At 59.1% G+C, this 16,323-nt stretch carries 16 protein-coding genes; 3 read left to right on the forward strand and 13 right to left on the reverse strand.

All coding sequences use genetic code 11. The features are described from left to right. Positions 1 to 27: 27 nt before the first annotated feature. From SCT_RS13545 to SCT_RS13590, 10 genes are all read right to left on the reverse strand, one after another. A complete protein-coding gene (locus SCT_RS13545) occupies positions 28 to 351 on the reverse strand; it encodes a hypothetical protein (RefSeq protein ID WP_088178668.1) in 324 nt (107 codons plus the stop codon). Positions 352 to 439: 88 nt separating this feature from the next. Continuing rightward, positions 440 to 820: a group II truncated hemoglobin gene (locus tag SCT_RS13550; protein WP_059423962.1), complete on the reverse strand. Its 381-nt coding sequence runs from the start codon at positions 818 to 820 to the stop codon at positions 440 to 442. Between the two features lie 2 nt (positions 821 to 822). Further along, positions 823 to 2,022: a formate-dependent phosphoribosylglycinamide formyltransferase gene (gene purT / locus SCT_RS13555; RefSeq protein ID WP_059423963.1), complete on the reverse strand. Its 1,200-nt coding sequence runs from the start codon at positions 2,020 to 2,022 to the stop codon at positions 823 to 825. Positions 2,023 to 2,135: 113 nt separating this feature from the next. Further along, positions 2,136 to 3,128, reverse strand: coding sequence for a CoA ester lyase (locus SCT_RS13560; protein ID WP_059423965.1), 993 nt, complete (start codon positions 3,126 to 3,128; stop codon positions 2,136 to 2,138). A 13-nt stretch (positions 3,129 to 3,141) separates the two neighbouring features. Beyond that, positions 3,142 to 4,206: a MaoC family dehydratase gene (locus SCT_RS13565; RefSeq protein WP_059423967.1), complete on the reverse strand. Its 1,065-nt coding sequence runs from the start codon at positions 4,204 to 4,206 to the stop codon at positions 3,142 to 3,144. A gap of 2 nt (positions 4,207 to 4,208) precedes the next feature. Further along, entirely contained in the window at positions 4,209 to 5,087 is an 879-nt protein-coding gene (locus tag SCT_RS13570; RefSeq protein ID WP_237759699.1) for a CoA ester lyase, read from the reverse strand. A gap of 18 nt (positions 5,088 to 5,105) precedes the next feature. Further along, positions 5,106 to 6,731, reverse strand: coding sequence for an acyl-CoA synthetase (locus SCT_RS13575; RefSeq protein ID WP_059423971.1), 1,626 nt, complete (start codon positions 6,729 to 6,731; stop codon positions 5,106 to 5,108). 107 nt (positions 6,732 to 6,838) lie between these two features. Continuing rightward, positions 6,839 to 7,936, reverse strand: a complete 1,098-nt coding sequence (locus SCT_RS13580) for a CoA ester lyase (RefSeq protein ID WP_059423974.1) — start codon at positions 7,934 to 7,936, stop codon at positions 6,839 to 6,841. 85 nt (positions 7,937 to 8,021) lie between these two features. Next, positions 8,022 to 10,514 (reverse strand): ABC transporter permease, encoded by a 2,493-nt coding sequence (locus tag SCT_RS13585; RefSeq protein WP_059423978.1) that lies wholly within the window; start codon positions 10,512 to 10,514, stop codon positions 8,022 to 8,024. Further along, a complete protein-coding gene (locus SCT_RS13590; protein WP_059423980.1) occupies positions 10,511 to 11,203 on the reverse strand; it encodes an ABC transporter ATP-binding protein in 693 nt (230 codons plus the stop codon). The genes SCT_RS13585 and SCT_RS13590 overlap by 4 nt, the downstream gene beginning before the upstream one ends. Here SCT_RS13590 and SCT_RS13595 point away from each other — a divergent pair. Next, positions 11,202 to 11,828, forward strand: a complete 627-nt coding sequence (locus tag SCT_RS13595) for an arylesterase (RefSeq protein ID WP_059423982.1) — start codon at positions 11,202 to 11,204, stop codon at positions 11,826 to 11,828. The genes SCT_RS13590 and SCT_RS13595 overlap by 2 nt on opposite strands. Here SCT_RS13595 and SCT_RS13600 read toward each other — a convergent pair. The 3 genes from SCT_RS13600 to selD all read right to left on the reverse strand — a co-directional run bounded on the left by SCT_RS13600 (position 11,776) and on the right by selD (position 14,391). Further along, positions 11,776 to 12,603, reverse strand: a complete 828-nt coding sequence (locus tag SCT_RS13600) for a sensor histidine kinase KdpD (RefSeq protein WP_059423984.1) — start codon at positions 12,601 to 12,603, stop codon at positions 11,776 to 11,778. The genes SCT_RS13595 and SCT_RS13600 overlap by 53 nt on opposite strands. Next, complete coding sequence (locus SCT_RS13605; RefSeq protein ID WP_059423990.1) at positions 12,604 to 13,290, reverse strand: response regulator transcription factor; 687 nt, start codon at positions 13,288 to 13,290, stop codon at positions 12,604 to 12,606. 63 nt (positions 13,291 to 13,353) lie between these two features. Further along, positions 13,354 to 14,391 carry a selenide, water dikinase SelD gene (gene selD / locus SCT_RS13610; RefSeq protein WP_059423992.1) on the reverse strand — a complete coding sequence of 346 codons (1,038 nt, stop codon included), beginning with the start codon at positions 14,389 to 14,391 and terminating at the stop codon, positions 13,354 to 13,356. A gap of 39 nt (positions 14,392 to 14,430) precedes the next feature. Here selD and mnmH point away from each other — a divergent pair, with 39 nt between their 5' ends. After that, complete coding sequence (mnmH, locus tag SCT_RS13615; protein WP_059423994.1) at positions 14,431 to 15,513, forward strand: tRNA 2-selenouridine(34) synthase MnmH; 1,083 nt, start codon at positions 14,431 to 14,433, stop codon at positions 15,511 to 15,513. Between the two features lie 79 nt (positions 15,514 to 15,592). Then, positions 15,593 to 16,033, forward strand: a complete 441-nt coding sequence (locus tag SCT_RS13620) for a host attachment protein (RefSeq protein WP_059423996.1) — start codon at positions 15,593 to 15,595, stop codon at positions 16,031 to 16,033. Positions 16,034 to 16,323: the final 290 nt, after the last annotated feature.

Raw genomic sequence — 16,323 nt, forward strand, 5'->3', positions numbered from 1 at the left:
CGCCTTTTTTTGTCACCTCACCCCGACTCAATCGTCGTGGTGACCGTGCTTGTTCTTGTAGTGGCCGAGATGCCGGCCATTGTCATGATGATCGTGGTCATCAACGTATACGACTTCCTTTCTCACCCGGATGTTTTCACGTTTGCGGTCAGACGTTGCCACCGCTACACCGGCCGCACCGCCAACAGCGCCACCAATAATTGCACCATCGCGCCCACCAACGGCCGAACCAATTGCAGCTCCCGCGCCACCGCCAAGTGCCCCACCCAGGATAGCACCACTATCCATGGCTTTTGCTGTAGTCGCAGAAATCACCAGTACACCCATCGCCAACAACATCAAGATTTTCATTTTTTTCTCTCTAGCAAACATTACGTTTTGGATTATAGATTCTTGGCAGAACACGATGGGTTACAGTTTTGTCATTTTCGAGCACAAATCATCCCTCCTTGTTGCGCATAAAATCAGCCGTTTTCCAGAAGGCGCGTTTTAATTCTTCACTCAAATCCTCTTCGAGACCCAGATCCTGCATCGCCTGGATCATGCAGGTCATCCACTGATCGCGCTCCAATTCGCTAATGGCAAATGGCAGGTGGCGCTGGCGCAGGCGCGGATGACCGTATTTCTCGACATACAGCTGCGGCCCGCCAAGCCAGCCGGACAGGAACATGAACAGCTTCTCGCGCGAAGCTTTCAGGCTTTTCGCATGCAGTTCGCGGATGTCCTGAAAATTCTGCTGCTGGTCCATCAGGTCGTAGAAGCGGTCGACCAGCTTGCGCACCACTTCCTCGCCGCCGATTCTTTCGTAATGTGTCTGCATGCCTAGCCTCGCACCGGCCTGACTGTGCTTGCCACGAGCTTGGCTCGAGCACGCGCCTCATCCACGTCCTTGCCGTTGGCGAGCCCCACGCCCATGCGGCGTCGAGTAAAGCTTTCCGGCTTGCCGAACAGACGCAGGTCGCTCTGCGGCACGACCAAGGCTTCCGCCACGCCTTCAAAGGCAATGCCGGTCGCCTCCATGCCCCCATAGATCACTGCACTGGCACCAGGCGCCCGCAGGCATGTGTCCACCGGAAGACCGAGGATGGCACGGGCATGAAGATCAAATTCACTCTGGACCTGGCTGCACATGGTCACCATGCCGGTATCGTGCGGTCGCGGGCTGACTTCTGAAAACCACACCTGATCGCCCTTGACGAACAATTCCACGCCGAAAATGCCGCGGCCTCCCAGATTATCCGTCACCGCCCTGGCGATTTCACGCGAACGGGACAGGGCCACGTCGTTCATAGTCTGCGGCTGCCAGCTTTCGACGTAATCGCCCTTGACCTGGACGTGGCCGATCGGCTCGCAGAAAAAGGTTTCCACCTGGCCCGAAGCGCCCACCGCACGCACGGTGAGCAGCGTGATTTCGTACTCGAAGGCGATGAAACCCTCGACGATTACCCGCCCCTGGTTCACCCGGCTGCCGCTGGCGGCATAATCCCATGCCGTTTTGACATTGGCAGGGCCATCCAGCCGGGATTGGCCCTTGCCGGAGGAGGACATCACCGGCTTGACGATACAGGGATAGCCGATGCCGCCATCGATCGCCGCCTGAAGTTCCTCCAGGCTGTCGGCGAAGGCATAGGGCGAAACAGGCAGTTGCAGCGTTTCTGCCGCCAGTCGGCGTATGCCTTCGCGATTCATGGTCAACTGCGCGGCGCGCGCCGTGGGTATCACCTCGGCCAGTCCATCACGTTCGATTTCGACCAGCATGTCGGTGGCGATGGCTTCGATCTCTGGCACGATCAGGTGCGGCTTTTCCTGCTCGACCAGGGCGCGCAGCGCGGCGCCATCGGCCATATTGATGACGTGCGCGCGATGCGCCACCTGATGGCCGGGCGCATTCGCATAACGGTCCACCGCAATCACTTCCACGCCAAGGCGCTGCAAGGCGATGATCACTTCCTTGCCGAGTTCGCCGCTGCCGAGCAGCATGACGCGGGTTGCGCTAGGGCTTAACGGGGTGCCGAATTTCATGGGGTTTCCTACAGACAAAGTAAAAAACGAATTCTAGCCGCTATCCCTGATCATCTGCAAAGGATGACCCATAGGGGGACTGACCCGATATGGCGATCAACGCCTTACGGCCCCTACCCGAAAAACGCCTGTTCCGCGTCCTCAGGCAGCTTGATGCCGGTGACCTTGGCTTTTTGCAGCACTTCCCAGTAATAGCGGTAGGTGGCGCGGTCGTGCAGCTCGCCGGCGTGCTGGATCGGTCCCCAGTCGGCTTTTTGTGCGGAGAGCAGGATGGCCGCGCCGGCTGACACTTCGGAATGGTCAGGCTTCATGGCATCGACGATGGGCTGGATTTGCGTGGGGTAAATGCTCCACTGCCGCAGGAAGCCGAATTCGGTACGCGCCCGACGGGCATCCTGGTAGGCAGCGTAGGGGTTTTTCAGATCGAGGGTGACGTTGTGCGCCGGAACGATTCCATTTCCCAGTGCTGCCGCGACCACTTCACCCTTGGCGCGAGCAATCAGGCGATGCTCGAACTGGCCGGGGCTGCGCATGCAACTGGCGGAAATGGCGCCGTGGTGGCCGGAGACGAAATCCATCAGGCCGAAGTCAAGCACCTGCAGCCACGGCAGGGCGGCGATCTCATGGACATCGCGCAGCGCGCCGTGGGTTTCAATCAGTGCGTGGATTGGGATGTCGCGTTTCACGCCACTCTTTGCCGCTCGTTTCTGGATGTATTCGATCATGTCGGCGATCTGCCTGGTTTTGGTCGCCTTCGGGATGGTGATGTAGGCGGTAGTCTCGCCGACTCCCTCCACCAGAATATCCACGTCTTTTTTCCAGTGGCCGTGGCTCGGGTCGTGGATGCGCACGCCGGCCATCTTGTGCCGGTTGGCTGCCGAATTCTGTACCCGCACGATCATTTCGGCGTGCTCCTGCTCGCGGCCCGCCGGTGCACCATCCTCGCAGTCGCAGGTAATGTCGAAGATCGGGCCGAGCTTGTCCTGCAATTCCAGCGCCTTGAGGATCAATTTTTCGCTGCCGGCAAAATGTTCGCAGGCGGGGATCGCCGGGAAGGGTCGCTCACCCTTGAACAGGGCGTCGCTGGGGTGAACTGAATGGCTCATGGGGTCTCCTTGGTTAGCGGCGCGGAATCAGTACCGTATAGTCCAGATCCAGCACCACGCTGGGGTGATAGCGTTGCATGCCACCCTCCTCGACTTGCGGCGCGACCAGTTCGGCTGGGGGGAGATTCTTCACGCCCACCATGCGCAGCCTTAAGGCTCCAAGATCGCTACGGCCCGGCAGTTCCCACTTGTCCAGCACTTCGGAATAAGCATACAGGGTGTCGCCGCCGAAAGTCGGGTTGCAGTGGCTGCCTCCGTTTATGGCAGCGATGGTCAGGGCGTTCTCCAGGCCGTCGTAGGCCAGTGCCCGGCACACCGAGATGACATGGCCGCCGTACACCAGCCGCCGCCCAAACTGGGTATCCTTCATGGCATGGGCGTCGAAATGCACCCGTGCATTGTTCTGATAGAGCTTGGTGGCGAGGGTGTGGTCGGATTCATCCACCGTCATGCCGGCAAGGTGGTCGATGCGCTCGAGCGGCGCGTAATCGTCCCATAGCCAGGGGCCGCCGGTGACCTCGGTCTCGAAGCCTTGGGCGTCGAGGGCTGCGGGCACCATCAGCCGGTCCGGAGCGACGAACGCCGGCGCTTCGGGGACGACGGGAGTCGGTGCGGGGCTGTCCGGGCTTTTCTTGTGCACCATCACCCAGCGCACCCAGGAGAGTATTTCCTCGCCGTTCTGGTTGAGTGCGGTAGAGCGCACCCAAACGATGCCACTCTTGCGGTTGGCATTTTCCCTGAGGCCGACCACCGTGGACTCCGCCGAGATGGTGTCGCCGGCATGGACGGGCCTGAGGAAGCGCACATCGGCGTAGCCCAGGTTGGCCACGGCATTGAGGGAAATGTCCGGTACGGTTTTGCCGAAGGCGATATTGAATACCAGCAGATCGTCCAGCGGGCGATCCTTGTAACCCAAAGCATGGGCGACGGTCTTCGCGCTATGCAGTACTTGGCGCGCGCCGGTAAGAGCGATATAGAGAGAGGCCTCTCCCTCGCCGACGGTGCGCGGCGTGCCGTGAACCAGAGTCTGCCCGAGACTGAAATCTTCGAAATAATTGCCGGTGCTGGCCTTGTTCATGGTTATTCCTCCGCCTGCATTTTTTCAATCATCTCATGAATCATCAGGGTGTGCTTGGCCGCCTCCACATGCAGGTTCTCCACCAGACGCCCATCCACCACTGCCACGCCCATTCCCGCCGCATTGGCCTCGGTGAGAGCGGCGATGATGCGTTTTGCCGACTCCAGGCTAGCTGGACGGGGGGCGAACGCATCGTTGGCGTAGGGGATCTGGAACGGGTGGATCAGACTCTTGCCGTCGAAGCCCAGGTCGCGCGCCAGGCGACAAGCATACTCGAAGGAATGCATATCGTTCAGGTCGAGGTGGACTCCATCAACGATGGAAACCCCATAGGCGCGGGCCGCCAGCAGGCAGTGGGAAAGGCTGTGGAGCATGGGTAGCCGGTCCTGAGTGATGCGGGCGCGGAGTTCATTGGTGAGATCGGAAGTGCCCATCACCATACACACGATGCGATCCGAGGCGCCGGCTATTTCCTCGGCGCGAAGCACCCCGAAAGGGGTTTCGATCAGCACCATGATCGGCAATTCCGGCGCACCGACCGCATCCAGGGCGGATAGCGCGGCGAGCACGTCCTGCCGGCTCTCGATCTTGGGAAACAGGATGGCGTCGGCGCCGATCCCAGCCACCGCGGCAAGATCGTCCTTGCCCCAAGGCGTGGCGAGGGCATTGACCCGCACCACGATCTCCCGGTAACCGAAGCCGCCCTGGCGGATTGCCTCGACCACGTTCTTGCGCGCCTCGGTCTTGTGTTCTGGAAGCACCGGGTCTTCCAGGTCGAGGATCAGCGAGTCCACCTGCAAGGTGCGCGCCTTCTCCAAGAAGCGCGGCACCGAGCCGGGCACATAAAGCATGGAACGGCGCGGGCGGTAAGGATTGCGCATGATAGCTACTCCCTTCGGTCAGAGGGTGGAGCGCGCCACGGCCAGGGACGGGACGAGATGCTGGCGCATCACCTTGCCGTTCTTGGTGCGTGGAAGGTCGCTCACGAGATAGACGATCTTCGGCGCTTTGTAGGCGGCAAGATGCTCCCGGGCATACACGACAAGGTCATCTGCGGTCGCGACGCTGCCGGGATGCAGGATGGTATAGGCCGCCACCAGCACCTTGTCTTTGGATATCTCCTCACCGGTGGCGGCGCAATCTGCCACCTGGGGATGGTTTTTCATCACCCGTTCGATTTCGTGGGGCGAAACCCGGTAACCGAAAGTGTTGATGATGTCGTCCTTACGCCCCAGGAACCAGATGTAGCCGTCCTCGTCGAACCTGGCATAATCGCCGGTGAGGAACCAGCGCCCCTTGAACGCCTTGGCGGTTTCCTCGGGCAGGTTCCAGTAGCGCATGAACAGGCCCGGATCGTCGTCCGGGATGCAGATCATGCCTTCCTCACCCTGTGCTACTTCCTCGAGGGTCTCGGGATCGAGCAGCCTCACCTCGTGGCCGGGCTGCGGAAAGCCCGCCGAACCAGGGCGAATGGGGCGGAACTTGTTCTCGGAAAGATAGTAGGAACACTCCGACATCCCCACCGCCTCGTAGATATCCATGCCGAAGCGTTCCCGCCACTGGGCAAGCACTTCGTCGGAGAGGTGCTCGCCGGCGCTCATGCAATGGCGCAGGGTAGGCACGTCGTCACGGCCGGAAGCGGTTTTTTGCAGGATCTGCCGGTAGATGGTGGGGACGCCGATGAAAATGGTGGCGCTATGCTTGGCGATCAGTCTCAACCAGCCGGAGGCATCATTCCTGCCCTCGTGGACGATCACGGTCTTGCCCCGATACAGGGGGTCCATCAGGGCAGATCCCAGGACATAGGTCCAGTTGAACTTGCCGGAATGCACGATGCGGTCGCCTTCCACAGCGAAATCGAACCAGTGCCTGGCCGCCGGCTCGCGGCCGATCATGGCCCGATGGGCGTGGAGCACTCCCTTGGGGTAACCGGTGGTGCCGGAGGTGTAAACCAGGTACGCCGGGTCGTCGGAGCGGGTTTCCCGCGAGGGCGGGCACTGGCCGATTTTCGCCAGTTCCGTTTCCAGGTCGAGGACATTTAGCCCCGCCGCGGAAATGACTGCGCCTGTTCCGGCGAGCAGCACGTGGCGCAGGCTGTCGAGGCCGGTCAGCTTGTCCTTCAGGCCGTCCCACATGGCCTTGTCGGTGACCAGCAGCATCGCCCCCGAATCTTTGGCGAGATATAGCACCTCCTCGGCGGTGAGCAGGGTCGAAGTGGGTACGGCGATCGCCCCCTGTTTCATGGCGCCGAAGAAAGCGGTGGGAAAAGCAAGGCTGTTGGGCAGGCGGATCAGCACCCGATCCCCCTTTTCCACCCCCAGGTTGCGCAGCAACTGGGCGAAACGGCTGGTGCTCGCGGCGAGTTCGCCGTAAGTGGCCTGGCTGGTACCGAGGGCGTCGTCCTCCACGATCATGGCCACCCGGTTTTCCGTGAGCGTGCCGAGGTGGGCATCGGTGCAGGCAACGGCGATGTTGAAGTATTCCGGGAGGTTCCAGGCATGGTTCTCGAAATGCGTAAAGGGCATGGGTTCTTACTCCTGATTTGTTGACCGACAGAACGGTTAATCCGGCTTCTATCTGTTACGGCTAACTCTTTTTATGAGCAAGCTTTTCCAGCTTATCCGGCCTGGGGTTACAAAATCACCCCGTACGGCCAGTTTTCCCGGATTACCTGGGCCGGCAGCATTCCCAGCACGGTCAGGGCGAAACGCGTATCCTCCTCGGACAATGCGCGCAGGGCATGGGCTCGCAGCAGCACTTGCAGCGCCTTGCCGAACATCGGCGGGTCAAGCATTTCACCCTCGAACTTGATTGCCCCACCCAGCAGCGCATCTGCCTCCACCGCTGCCTTGAGGATGCGGATGTTGCGGAGGATCTCGGTGGGCGATGGGGTGTAAGCCACCTTGCACAGGTGGATATGGCTGGGGTGGATCGCCTGCTTTCCGGTGAGTCCCAGCGCCGCTTCCTCGCAGGCATGACGGAACACCACGCGCGATTCGTGATCGCCGTGCAAGTCCAGCCAGCGCCGGATATCGTGGGGCTCGACGAAGTTGTCCGGCATGGTGGAGTCGCCGATCAGCACTTCCACCCCCCCGATCACCCCCTTGCCGGCGATGCGCGCCTCGAACAGGATCTGATTGAGGAAGAACTTGAGTTCCTCGGTCCAGTGCTCGGGGGTGATATGGATGCCCATCGCCTTGGAGAAATCGTGGATGCCGAACACCACGTGCCGCACCGTGGGATAGGCCATGATCTCGGGAGCGATCTTCAACGACTTGGGATGCTCGATGATGGGCTGGATGGTGATACGCCCGTTCACCCCGGCCAGCCATGCCGAGAGATCGCGGATTTCGGCGGCGCCGTAGGCTTCTCCGGCTTTCGCCAGCATCACCACGTCGATGTGGTCGGCGAGGTCGCGCACCATCTGAATATCCTTGTCGTATTCTTCGGTACGGAAGGGATTGATGCGAACCGCCACGGTGACGTCATCGCGTTCGAGGTCCGGCAGCTCCTGGCGCAGCAGGTCGCGGCTCAAGGCTTTCTGGCGGCAGCCGTCTTCCAGATCGAACAGCAAAGTGTGGGCGTTGGTGTTGCGGGCGTGCTTCTTGAAGCGCAGCGCTGCCGCCTCCAGGTCTTCGTAAATGCCAAGGGACGGCGCATACTTCACCGGCGGGTAATAAAGCTGTATGCCAGGCCAAAAATCCCCGAGCACCGAGGTGGATATCGTCATGCCTGCCTTCCCCTTGATCAAACTTTGCGGATGAGAGCTAACTTAAACCGATAATAGAATTTCCGACGAAAATAGTAAAGAATTGCTAGCTGTTATCCCTGATCGTCTGCAAAGGGGGCTGATTCAGCACGCTGTAACAACCGGCGACGCCGGCAACGCCGATAGCGGCGGCTCCGGCCAGCATCCCCACCGGCAGCAGCCAGAAATTGAACACATAGGGCAACGCCAGGATTCGGGTGCTCAGGAAGTAGCTCGTTCCGCTCGCGCCGAGCGCGGCGACCAGCCCAGCCAGCATGCCGATCCCGGCAAACTCGGCAAACAGGCCAGCCAGCAACTGCCGCCTGCTCGCTCCCAGAGTGCGCAATATCGCGGTTTCGTATACCCGCTCGTCACGGGTAGCGGCAATCGCGGCATACAGTACCGTGAAGCCCATCAGCCAGGTAAACAGGAAAACGAACTCGACCGCGCCGGCGACCCGATCCATGATGGTGCGCACTTCGTTCATTACGGCGGCCACGTCGATCACCGTAAGATTCGGAAACGCCTTGACCATTTCGTCGAGCAGGCTACCCTGCGCATCAGGCAAATGAAGGCTGGTGATATAGCTGGCGGGAAATTTTTCCAGTACACCGGGTGAGGCGACCACGAAGAAATTGACGCGAAACGAATCCCAGTTGACCTTACGCAGACTCGCCACCCGTGCGCTGAAAGTCGCGCCACCGACACCGTAGGTCAGTTGATCGCCCAGCTTGATGCCGAGCGTACTGGCTATCCCCTCTTCGACTGACAGTTGAGCCGCGCCATGATCTTCCCTGGCCCACCATTTCCCGGCGACAAGCTGATTGTCATCAGGCAGGCGATCCGACCAGGAAAGGTTGAATTCCCGCTCAAGCAGCCGTTGCGCGCGCTGATCGGCATATTCCCCGGTGGCTACCGGCTTGCCGTTGACAGCCAGCAACCGGCCACGCACCATAGGGTAAAGCGCCGGCGGAGGGATGTGGCGGCCATGGAAAAAACCTCGTAGCAACTCAACCTGATCGGGCTGAATGTTGATAACGAAACGGTTGGGTGCCTCGGCAGGCAGTGTGGATTGCCAGCTTTGCATCAGATCGCCGCGCACTACGGTCAGCAGCAGCAACATCAGCATTCCCAGGCTGAAGGCACTCACCTGCGCCACGCTTCCACCCGCCCGCCGTGCAATGTTGGCCAGCCCATAACGCCATGAAGCGGCAGCCTGGCGACGCATCCCGGACAATGTCCTGATCAGCAACAGCGCCAGCAGTGCGGCAACCAGGATGGCTGCGCCCATGCCCGCCAGCACATAGCCGCCCAGCTTGGCATCCCCCGCCTGCCACAGCACCAGCCCGGAAATACCGGCAAGCCCGAGGGCGAAGCCGATCAAGCCGAAGCGTCCGGGAGGGCCGAGTTCGTGGCGCAACACGCGCAGGGCGGGAACATGTTTCAGCTGCTGCAGGAAAGGCAGTGAAAACCCCAACAGCGTCACCATGCCGGTCAGAACCCCTTGCACAGCGGGCAGCATTGACGGCAGAGGCAGCTCGGCAGCAACCATACTGCCCAAGCGTTGCGCCAGCACCATCTGCCCGAGATAACCGAGCAGACAGCCGATCAGGCTGGACAGTATGCCGAGCAGAAGAAACTGGATCAGGTAAAGACGGAAAATCAGCCGCTGCTGGGCACCCAGGCAGCGCATCACGGCACAGTTGTCGAGATGGCGGGCCATGAATCTGCGTGTCGCCATGACCACCGCCACCGCTGCCAGAATAATGCTGGTGAGCGCAGCCAGGCCGAGAAAACGCTCTGCCCGCGCCAGCGCAGCGCGGATTTCCGGGCGCGCGTCCGACACGCCTTCCAGACGCTCACCGCGCTTCAGCCCTGCCGTAGCCCAGGTGCGGAAAAGTTCAACCGTGCCGACCTCTCCTGCAACCAGCAGACGATAGCTGACGCGGCTGCCTTCCTGGATCAGCCCGGTTGCCGGGATATCCTGAATATTCATCAGCAGGCGCGGCGCAATATTAAACAGGACGCCGGCACGATCCGGCTCCTGAGTCAGGACGGCAGACATGGCCAGATGACTTGTCCCCACTTCCAGGTCTGCGCCGGGCCCCGCATCCAGCTGTTTAAACAGGCGCTCGTCCAGCCATGCCGTACCCACTTCAGGAATCTCGCTGCTGGCGCGATCCGGGGCGTAGGGCTGCTGCGTCACTCGCAGCTGCCCGCGTAGCGGATAATTGCGGCTCACCGCCTTGATTTCCGCCAGTTGGGCGCGCTCCCCATGCAGCACCATGCTGGGAAAACTCAGGGTATGAGCCGTGCGCAGACCACGCCGCAACGCCTCACGCTCAAAACCCGCATCCAGCGGATGGTCCGAGATCAGCACTAGATCTGCGCCTAACAGCATATTCGCCTGCTGCGCCAGCGCCCGTCCGACCCGGTCGGTAAAAAACCCGACCGATGTGACGCTGGCTACGGCAATCACCAGTGCAGCTGCCAGCACGCGCAGTTCCCCGGCACGCCACTCGCGGCGCAGCATACGCAGAGAGAGGGCAAAGCTGTTCATGCCTGTTCCTGGACGAGAACACCTCGATCAAGGTGCAAACGCCGATGGCAGCGTTGTGCCAGCCGCTCGTCGTGGGTCACCAGGATCAGCGTGGTGCCGTGTTCCTGGTTTAACTTAAAAAGCAGATCGATGATGCGCTCACCCGTCGCGCTGTCGAGGTTGCCAGTCGGCTCGTCGGCCAGCAACAGGCGGGGATTGACAGAAAAGGCACGGGCAATTGCCACGCGCTGCTGCTCGCCGCCCGAGAGCTGGCGCGGGTAGTGGGAAGCCCTCTGCGCCAGCCCTACCCGCTCCAGAGCAGAACTCGCTTCAACGCGAGCGCCATTCACCCCGGCAAGCTCCAGTGGCAACATCACGTTTTCCAGCGCAGTCAGCGCCGGCAGGAGTTGAAACGACTGGAACACGAAGCCGACCAGGCGTCCGCGCAAGGCCGCACGCCCATCCTCATCGAGTGCAAACAGATCGGTGCCATCAAGCAGGACCTTGCCGCCGGTTGGCACATCCAGACCCGCCAGCAAGCCGAGCAGGGTGGATTTTCCCGAACCGGAAGCACCCAGCACGGCAACCGATTCGCCCGGCGATGCCGAGAAATCGAGCTGATCGAGGATGATCAGCGGCGCCCCCTCGCTTGTCACTTGCTTGGTTAGCGCAATTGCCTGCACAATAAAATTTTGATGGGATGCGTTCATGTTTATACGCCTGCTGCTGATTGTCTGTTTCCTGTTCTGGGGTGTCGCTGCCCAAGCCACACAATCCGCGCCAGTCGTTCTGGTATTCGGCGACAGCCTTTCCGCTTCCTACGGCATTCCTGCCAACAGCGGCTGGGTGTCTCTCCTCGAGCAGCGGATACACCAGAAAAAGCCCGGCTTTCGAGTGATCAACGCCAGCATCAGCGGTGAAACTACGAGCGGCGGCCGTTACAGAATCGAACAGGTTTTGGCCGAGCACCGGCCAGCGTTGGTAATCCTGGAACTGGGAGCGAACGACGGGTTACGCGGACTGCCGCTTGATGCCGCCGCATCCAACCTTAACGCCATCATTACTGCCTGTCGCAACAGCAAAGCCCGTGTACTGCTGATCGGGATGCGGCTTCCTCCCAACTATGGCAATGCCTACGGTGCCAAGTTCCAGTCTATTTACCAGCAGGCGGCGCAGCGTCATAAAATCCCTCTACTCCCATTCCTGCTTGAAGGAGTTGCCGACAATCCGGAACTATTTCAGGCTGATGGCCTGCATCCCACTACAGCTGCGCAACCACTGATCATGGAGAGGGTTTGGAAACTTCTGCAGCCGATGCTGGCAAAGTCAGGATAAATGCCGCCCCACCCAAACTGCTTTCCACTACGCGCACTTCGCCTTGAAGCAGCTGCGCGAAAGCCTTGACCAGGGAGAGTCCCAGCCCAGATCCACCAGACAGTGTTCGACTTGGATCAAGACGGGCAAAGCGCTCGAAGATCTTGTCACGCATTTCAACCGGAATACCCGGGCCATCATCCTCCACCCGGATTTCCACATGTGGTCCACTGGCGAGTGCTGTCAGCAGGATGGTACCGCCGGCTGGAACGTACTTGAGCTCATTGTCGAACAGGTTGGCGAAAATCCGTGCCAATAACTGGCGGTCGGCTTCGATGTTAAGATTTGGGGCAATCCTGCCTTGCAGAGTGAGCTGCCGTTCTTCGGCAGAAGGTATGTATAGTTCAATGAGCTCTTCCAACAGCCCGGACAGGTCCACGGTCTTTTTTCTCACCCGCATGACACCCGCCTCGGCTTGGCTGAGAGCAAGCAAGGCATTGACAATATTCTGCATGTTCTGGATTTCGTCGAGCACTCTTTCAAGAGTTGCACGATGCATCTCGCTATCGTCATGTCGCAATGCATCTTCAACATCAGCGCGCAAGCGCGTCAACGGCGTTCTTAAATCGTGAGCGATATTGTCACCCGTCTGTCGGGAGCTTTGAGTCACCGAAACCAGTTGGCGACGCAGCAAGGCCTCTTTCTGCTGCTGCCGCCGACGTTGTAGCCACCAAAAACCGGCAACCCCACCAAGCAGGCACAGCAGAAGAACCAATGAAAGCCACACCCCGAACACTTATGCTTCCGGACGCAAGATATAGCCCCGTCCCCGCACTGTGTGCAGCAGGGGAGTAGCAAAGGATTTGTCGATTTTCTGACGCAGCCGGCTGATGTGGACATCCACGACATTAGTCTGAGGATCGAAGAAATATTCCCAGACATTTTCCAGCAGCATGGTGCGCGTCACCACCTGACCAGCGTGACGCATCAGGTATTCCAGCAAGCGAAATTCGCGCGGCTGCAGATCGATTTCCTGGCCACCGCGGGTCACACTGCGACTGAGCAAGTCCATTTTAAGATCAGCAAGTTCCAGCATGGTTTCCGGACCACTGCCAAAGCTGCGCACACGTCGCAGCAGCGCCTCGATCCGCGCCAGCAATTCGTCAAAAGCGTAAGGCTTGACCACATAATCATCGCCACCGACACGCAAGCCTTCCACCCGGTCGTCCACCTTGCCGAGTGCGCTCAGGATCAGAGCTGGAGTACGTCTACCCTGATCCCGCAACGCCTTCAGAACCGACAGCCCATCGCGTCCGGGCAACATGATATCGATCACCCACAGGTCGTGATCCCCGGCCTGAGCCTGCTGCAAGCCACGCTCGCCGTCATGGGCCAGTTCGACGGCGTAGCCGGCTTCCGCCAGCCCGCGTTTCAGAGAACCCGCTGCAGCCTCATCATCCTCAATAATCAGCAATTTAACCATGATCCACCCGCTTGATTATCTAGAATTAACATTAACAATAGTTAATACCCATCTGTTTAATAATTACTTTACTGATATACAAGGCTTTCCAGCACACAGTGAACCGATCACACTTGCGTAGCCGAAACCCTGCTGGTTGAATATCTCCAGCACGTTTTCCACCTCTTCCTGGGCGCAGGCTACCAGCAAACCGCCGCTGGTTTGCGGATCGCTCAGCAAATTTCTCTGCCATTCTGGCATGGCTTCCGGCAAGGCCACCTCGTGTCCATAGCTCGCCCAGTTGCGCGCAGCTGCACCTGGCGCATAACCCTGTTTTGCCAGGTTCAGCGCTGCAGGGAGCAAGGGCAAACGATCGAATTCGACCTCGGCAGCCAGTTTGGAACCGTGGCAGATCTCCAGCAGATGGCCCAGTAATCCAAAACCGGTGACGTCGGTCAACCCATGCACGCCCGGCATGGCAGCCAGCACCGACCCCGGCGTGTTGAGCTGGGTGGCGCTGGCTATCATCTGCTGATAACCCTCCTCTGACAGCTCGCTTTTCTTCAGCGCCGCGCTCATGATACCAATACCGAGACCTTTCCCAAGAATCAGCGCATCGCCCGCCTGGGCCCTGTCGTTACGCTTGACCCGATCGGGGTGGACAATGCCGAGTGCCACCAGCCCATAAATCGGTTCCGAGGAATCAATCGAATGGCCGCCCCCGATTGGAATACCTGCTGCCGCACACACCGATTCACCACCCTTGAGGATTTCACGGATCACCTCGACCGGCAGCTTGCCGACCGGCATGCCGACGATGGCGAGCGCCATAATCGGCTGGGCTCCCATGGCGTATATATCGGAAATTGCATTAGTGGCGGCAATGCGTCCAAAATCGAATGGGTCGTCCACGATCGGCATGAAGAAATCGGTTGTCGCAACAATCGCCTGCGCCGCATTCAAGCGGTAAACTGCGGCATCGTCGCTGGATTCGATCCCGACCAGCAAATCTGGAAAAATCGCGCGCGTTGGCATGGTAGAGAGAATTTCGCTCAAAACTGCCGGAGAAATTTTGCAGCCGCAGCCCCCACCATGCGAGAACTCTGTTAACTTGATATTCATATTATAATTTTTAGACCTTTAAATTTCTCTTGATATCCAATGAATTTCACAAGCAATGATCGCGGGCATAACACCCTTGCAGCCGAGGGCTTAACCCTAGCACAGTTGGCCCAGTTTGACGACATCATCGATGTACGCTCACCCTCCGAATTCCGTGAGGACCATATCCCGGGAGCCGTAAATTTTCCGGTGCTGAATGACGAGGAGCGCGCACGGGTCGGCACTATTTACAAACAGACTTCAGCCTTCGATGCCAAAAAAATCGGCGCGGCGCTGGTTGCGCGCAACATCGCCGACCATGTGGAGCAGCATTTTTCCGACAAGACGAAAAACTGGCGGCCCCTGGTCTACTGTTGGCGCGGCGGTAGCCGTAGCGGCGCGATGACGCACATTCTGAACCAGATCGGCTGGCGCGCCCAGCAGTTGAAAGGCGGTTACAAAGCCTACCGCACCATGGTGCTGTCAACGCTGCAAACCCTGCCCGGTCGTTTCCGCTACCGGGTCATCTGCGGGCCTACCGGTTCCGGAAAAAGTCGCCTGCTGGCCGCGCTGGATGAATTGGGCGCGCAGGTGCTGGATCTGGAAGGACTCGCCGCCCATCGCGGCTCGATCCTGGGTAACCTGCCAGACGCTGATCAGCCTCCACAAAAGCTGTTCGAAAGCCGACTCTGGGAAGCGCTACAGAAATTCGACCCTGACCAACCGGTTTATGTGGAAGCGGAAAGCAAAAAAATCGGCAATATTCGGGCGCCCGATGCCTTGCTGGAGGAAATGTGGCAACGTGGTCAGTGCGTCCGTGTCGAAATGGCACAAGAACAACGCATCGCACTGCTCAAGGAGGAATACGTCCATTTCCTCGAGAATCCTGAAGCTCTTTGTCAAAAGCTGGATCACCTGACCGGAATACACGGCAAGGGCGTAATTCAGAAATGGCAGGCGCTTTCCACCGGACTGGCCTGGGACGAACTGGTCGGGGAACTACTCGTAAAACACTACGACCCCGCCTACAACAAATCCACTGCAAAGCATTATGCCCAGTTCGACGAGGCCCTCATTCTTCGCCCCGCAGACATCAGCATGGAAGGCTTCCGCGAAGCTGCCAAGAAAGCAATGCTTGAGTAAGATCAAGCCATACCTTGACTCAATGGGATAAGGTGGTACGCTTAAAATTGGTCTTGTTCATCCACTCAAAGAGGGCAATATGACTACCACTTGGATTCTTGTCGCAAACGCCAGTGAAGCACAACTCTACGCCAACACGGGAATCAGCAAGGGGCTGGAAAAGGTCGCCGCCTTCGACCATCCCGACAGCAGAAAAAAGAACTCGGACCTGGTAACCGACCGATCCGGACACATGCAAAGCGCAGGAAACGGCCACGGTGCCCACCAGCCAACCACCTACCCGAAGCAGCACGAGCACGAAATTTTCGCCCGTGAAATCGCGCACCATATCGAGCAAGGCCGCACCGGCAACCAGTATCAGCGCCTAATCGTGGTCGCCGAGCCCCATTTCCGCGGCCTGCTCAACAACACTTTCAGCACCCAGGTACATAGCCTGATCAGTGAAAGCCTGGACAAGGACTACACCAAGGCCACCCAAAAGGAACTAGCAGCCCACTTGGGAAAACTCATCTACTTATAACAACAGCCAGCGGCCCGCCACTTCGCAGACAAAGGAGCGCCGGTCAAATAAAAAAGCGGGCGAAATCATTCGCCAGCTTTTTTTGAACCTATTTACAGTCTTACAGAATCTTGAATCTGTACACGACACCGATAGTGATGAGGCTGGCGTCGATTTTTCCGGTAGTACCCTCGTGGCCCATGTTATTAATACGTTCTGAATCGCCCCGTTCCAGCTAGACACCTTTAAGCCTTAAACTTGAGGCAACAAGGAGGTGTTATGAGCAGCAAACGTTACCCGGAAGAATTCAA

The organism is Sulfuricella sp. T08 (assembly GCF_000971475.1).
GTDB lineage: Bacteria > Pseudomonadota > Gammaproteobacteria > Burkholderiales > Sulfuricellaceae > Sulfuricella.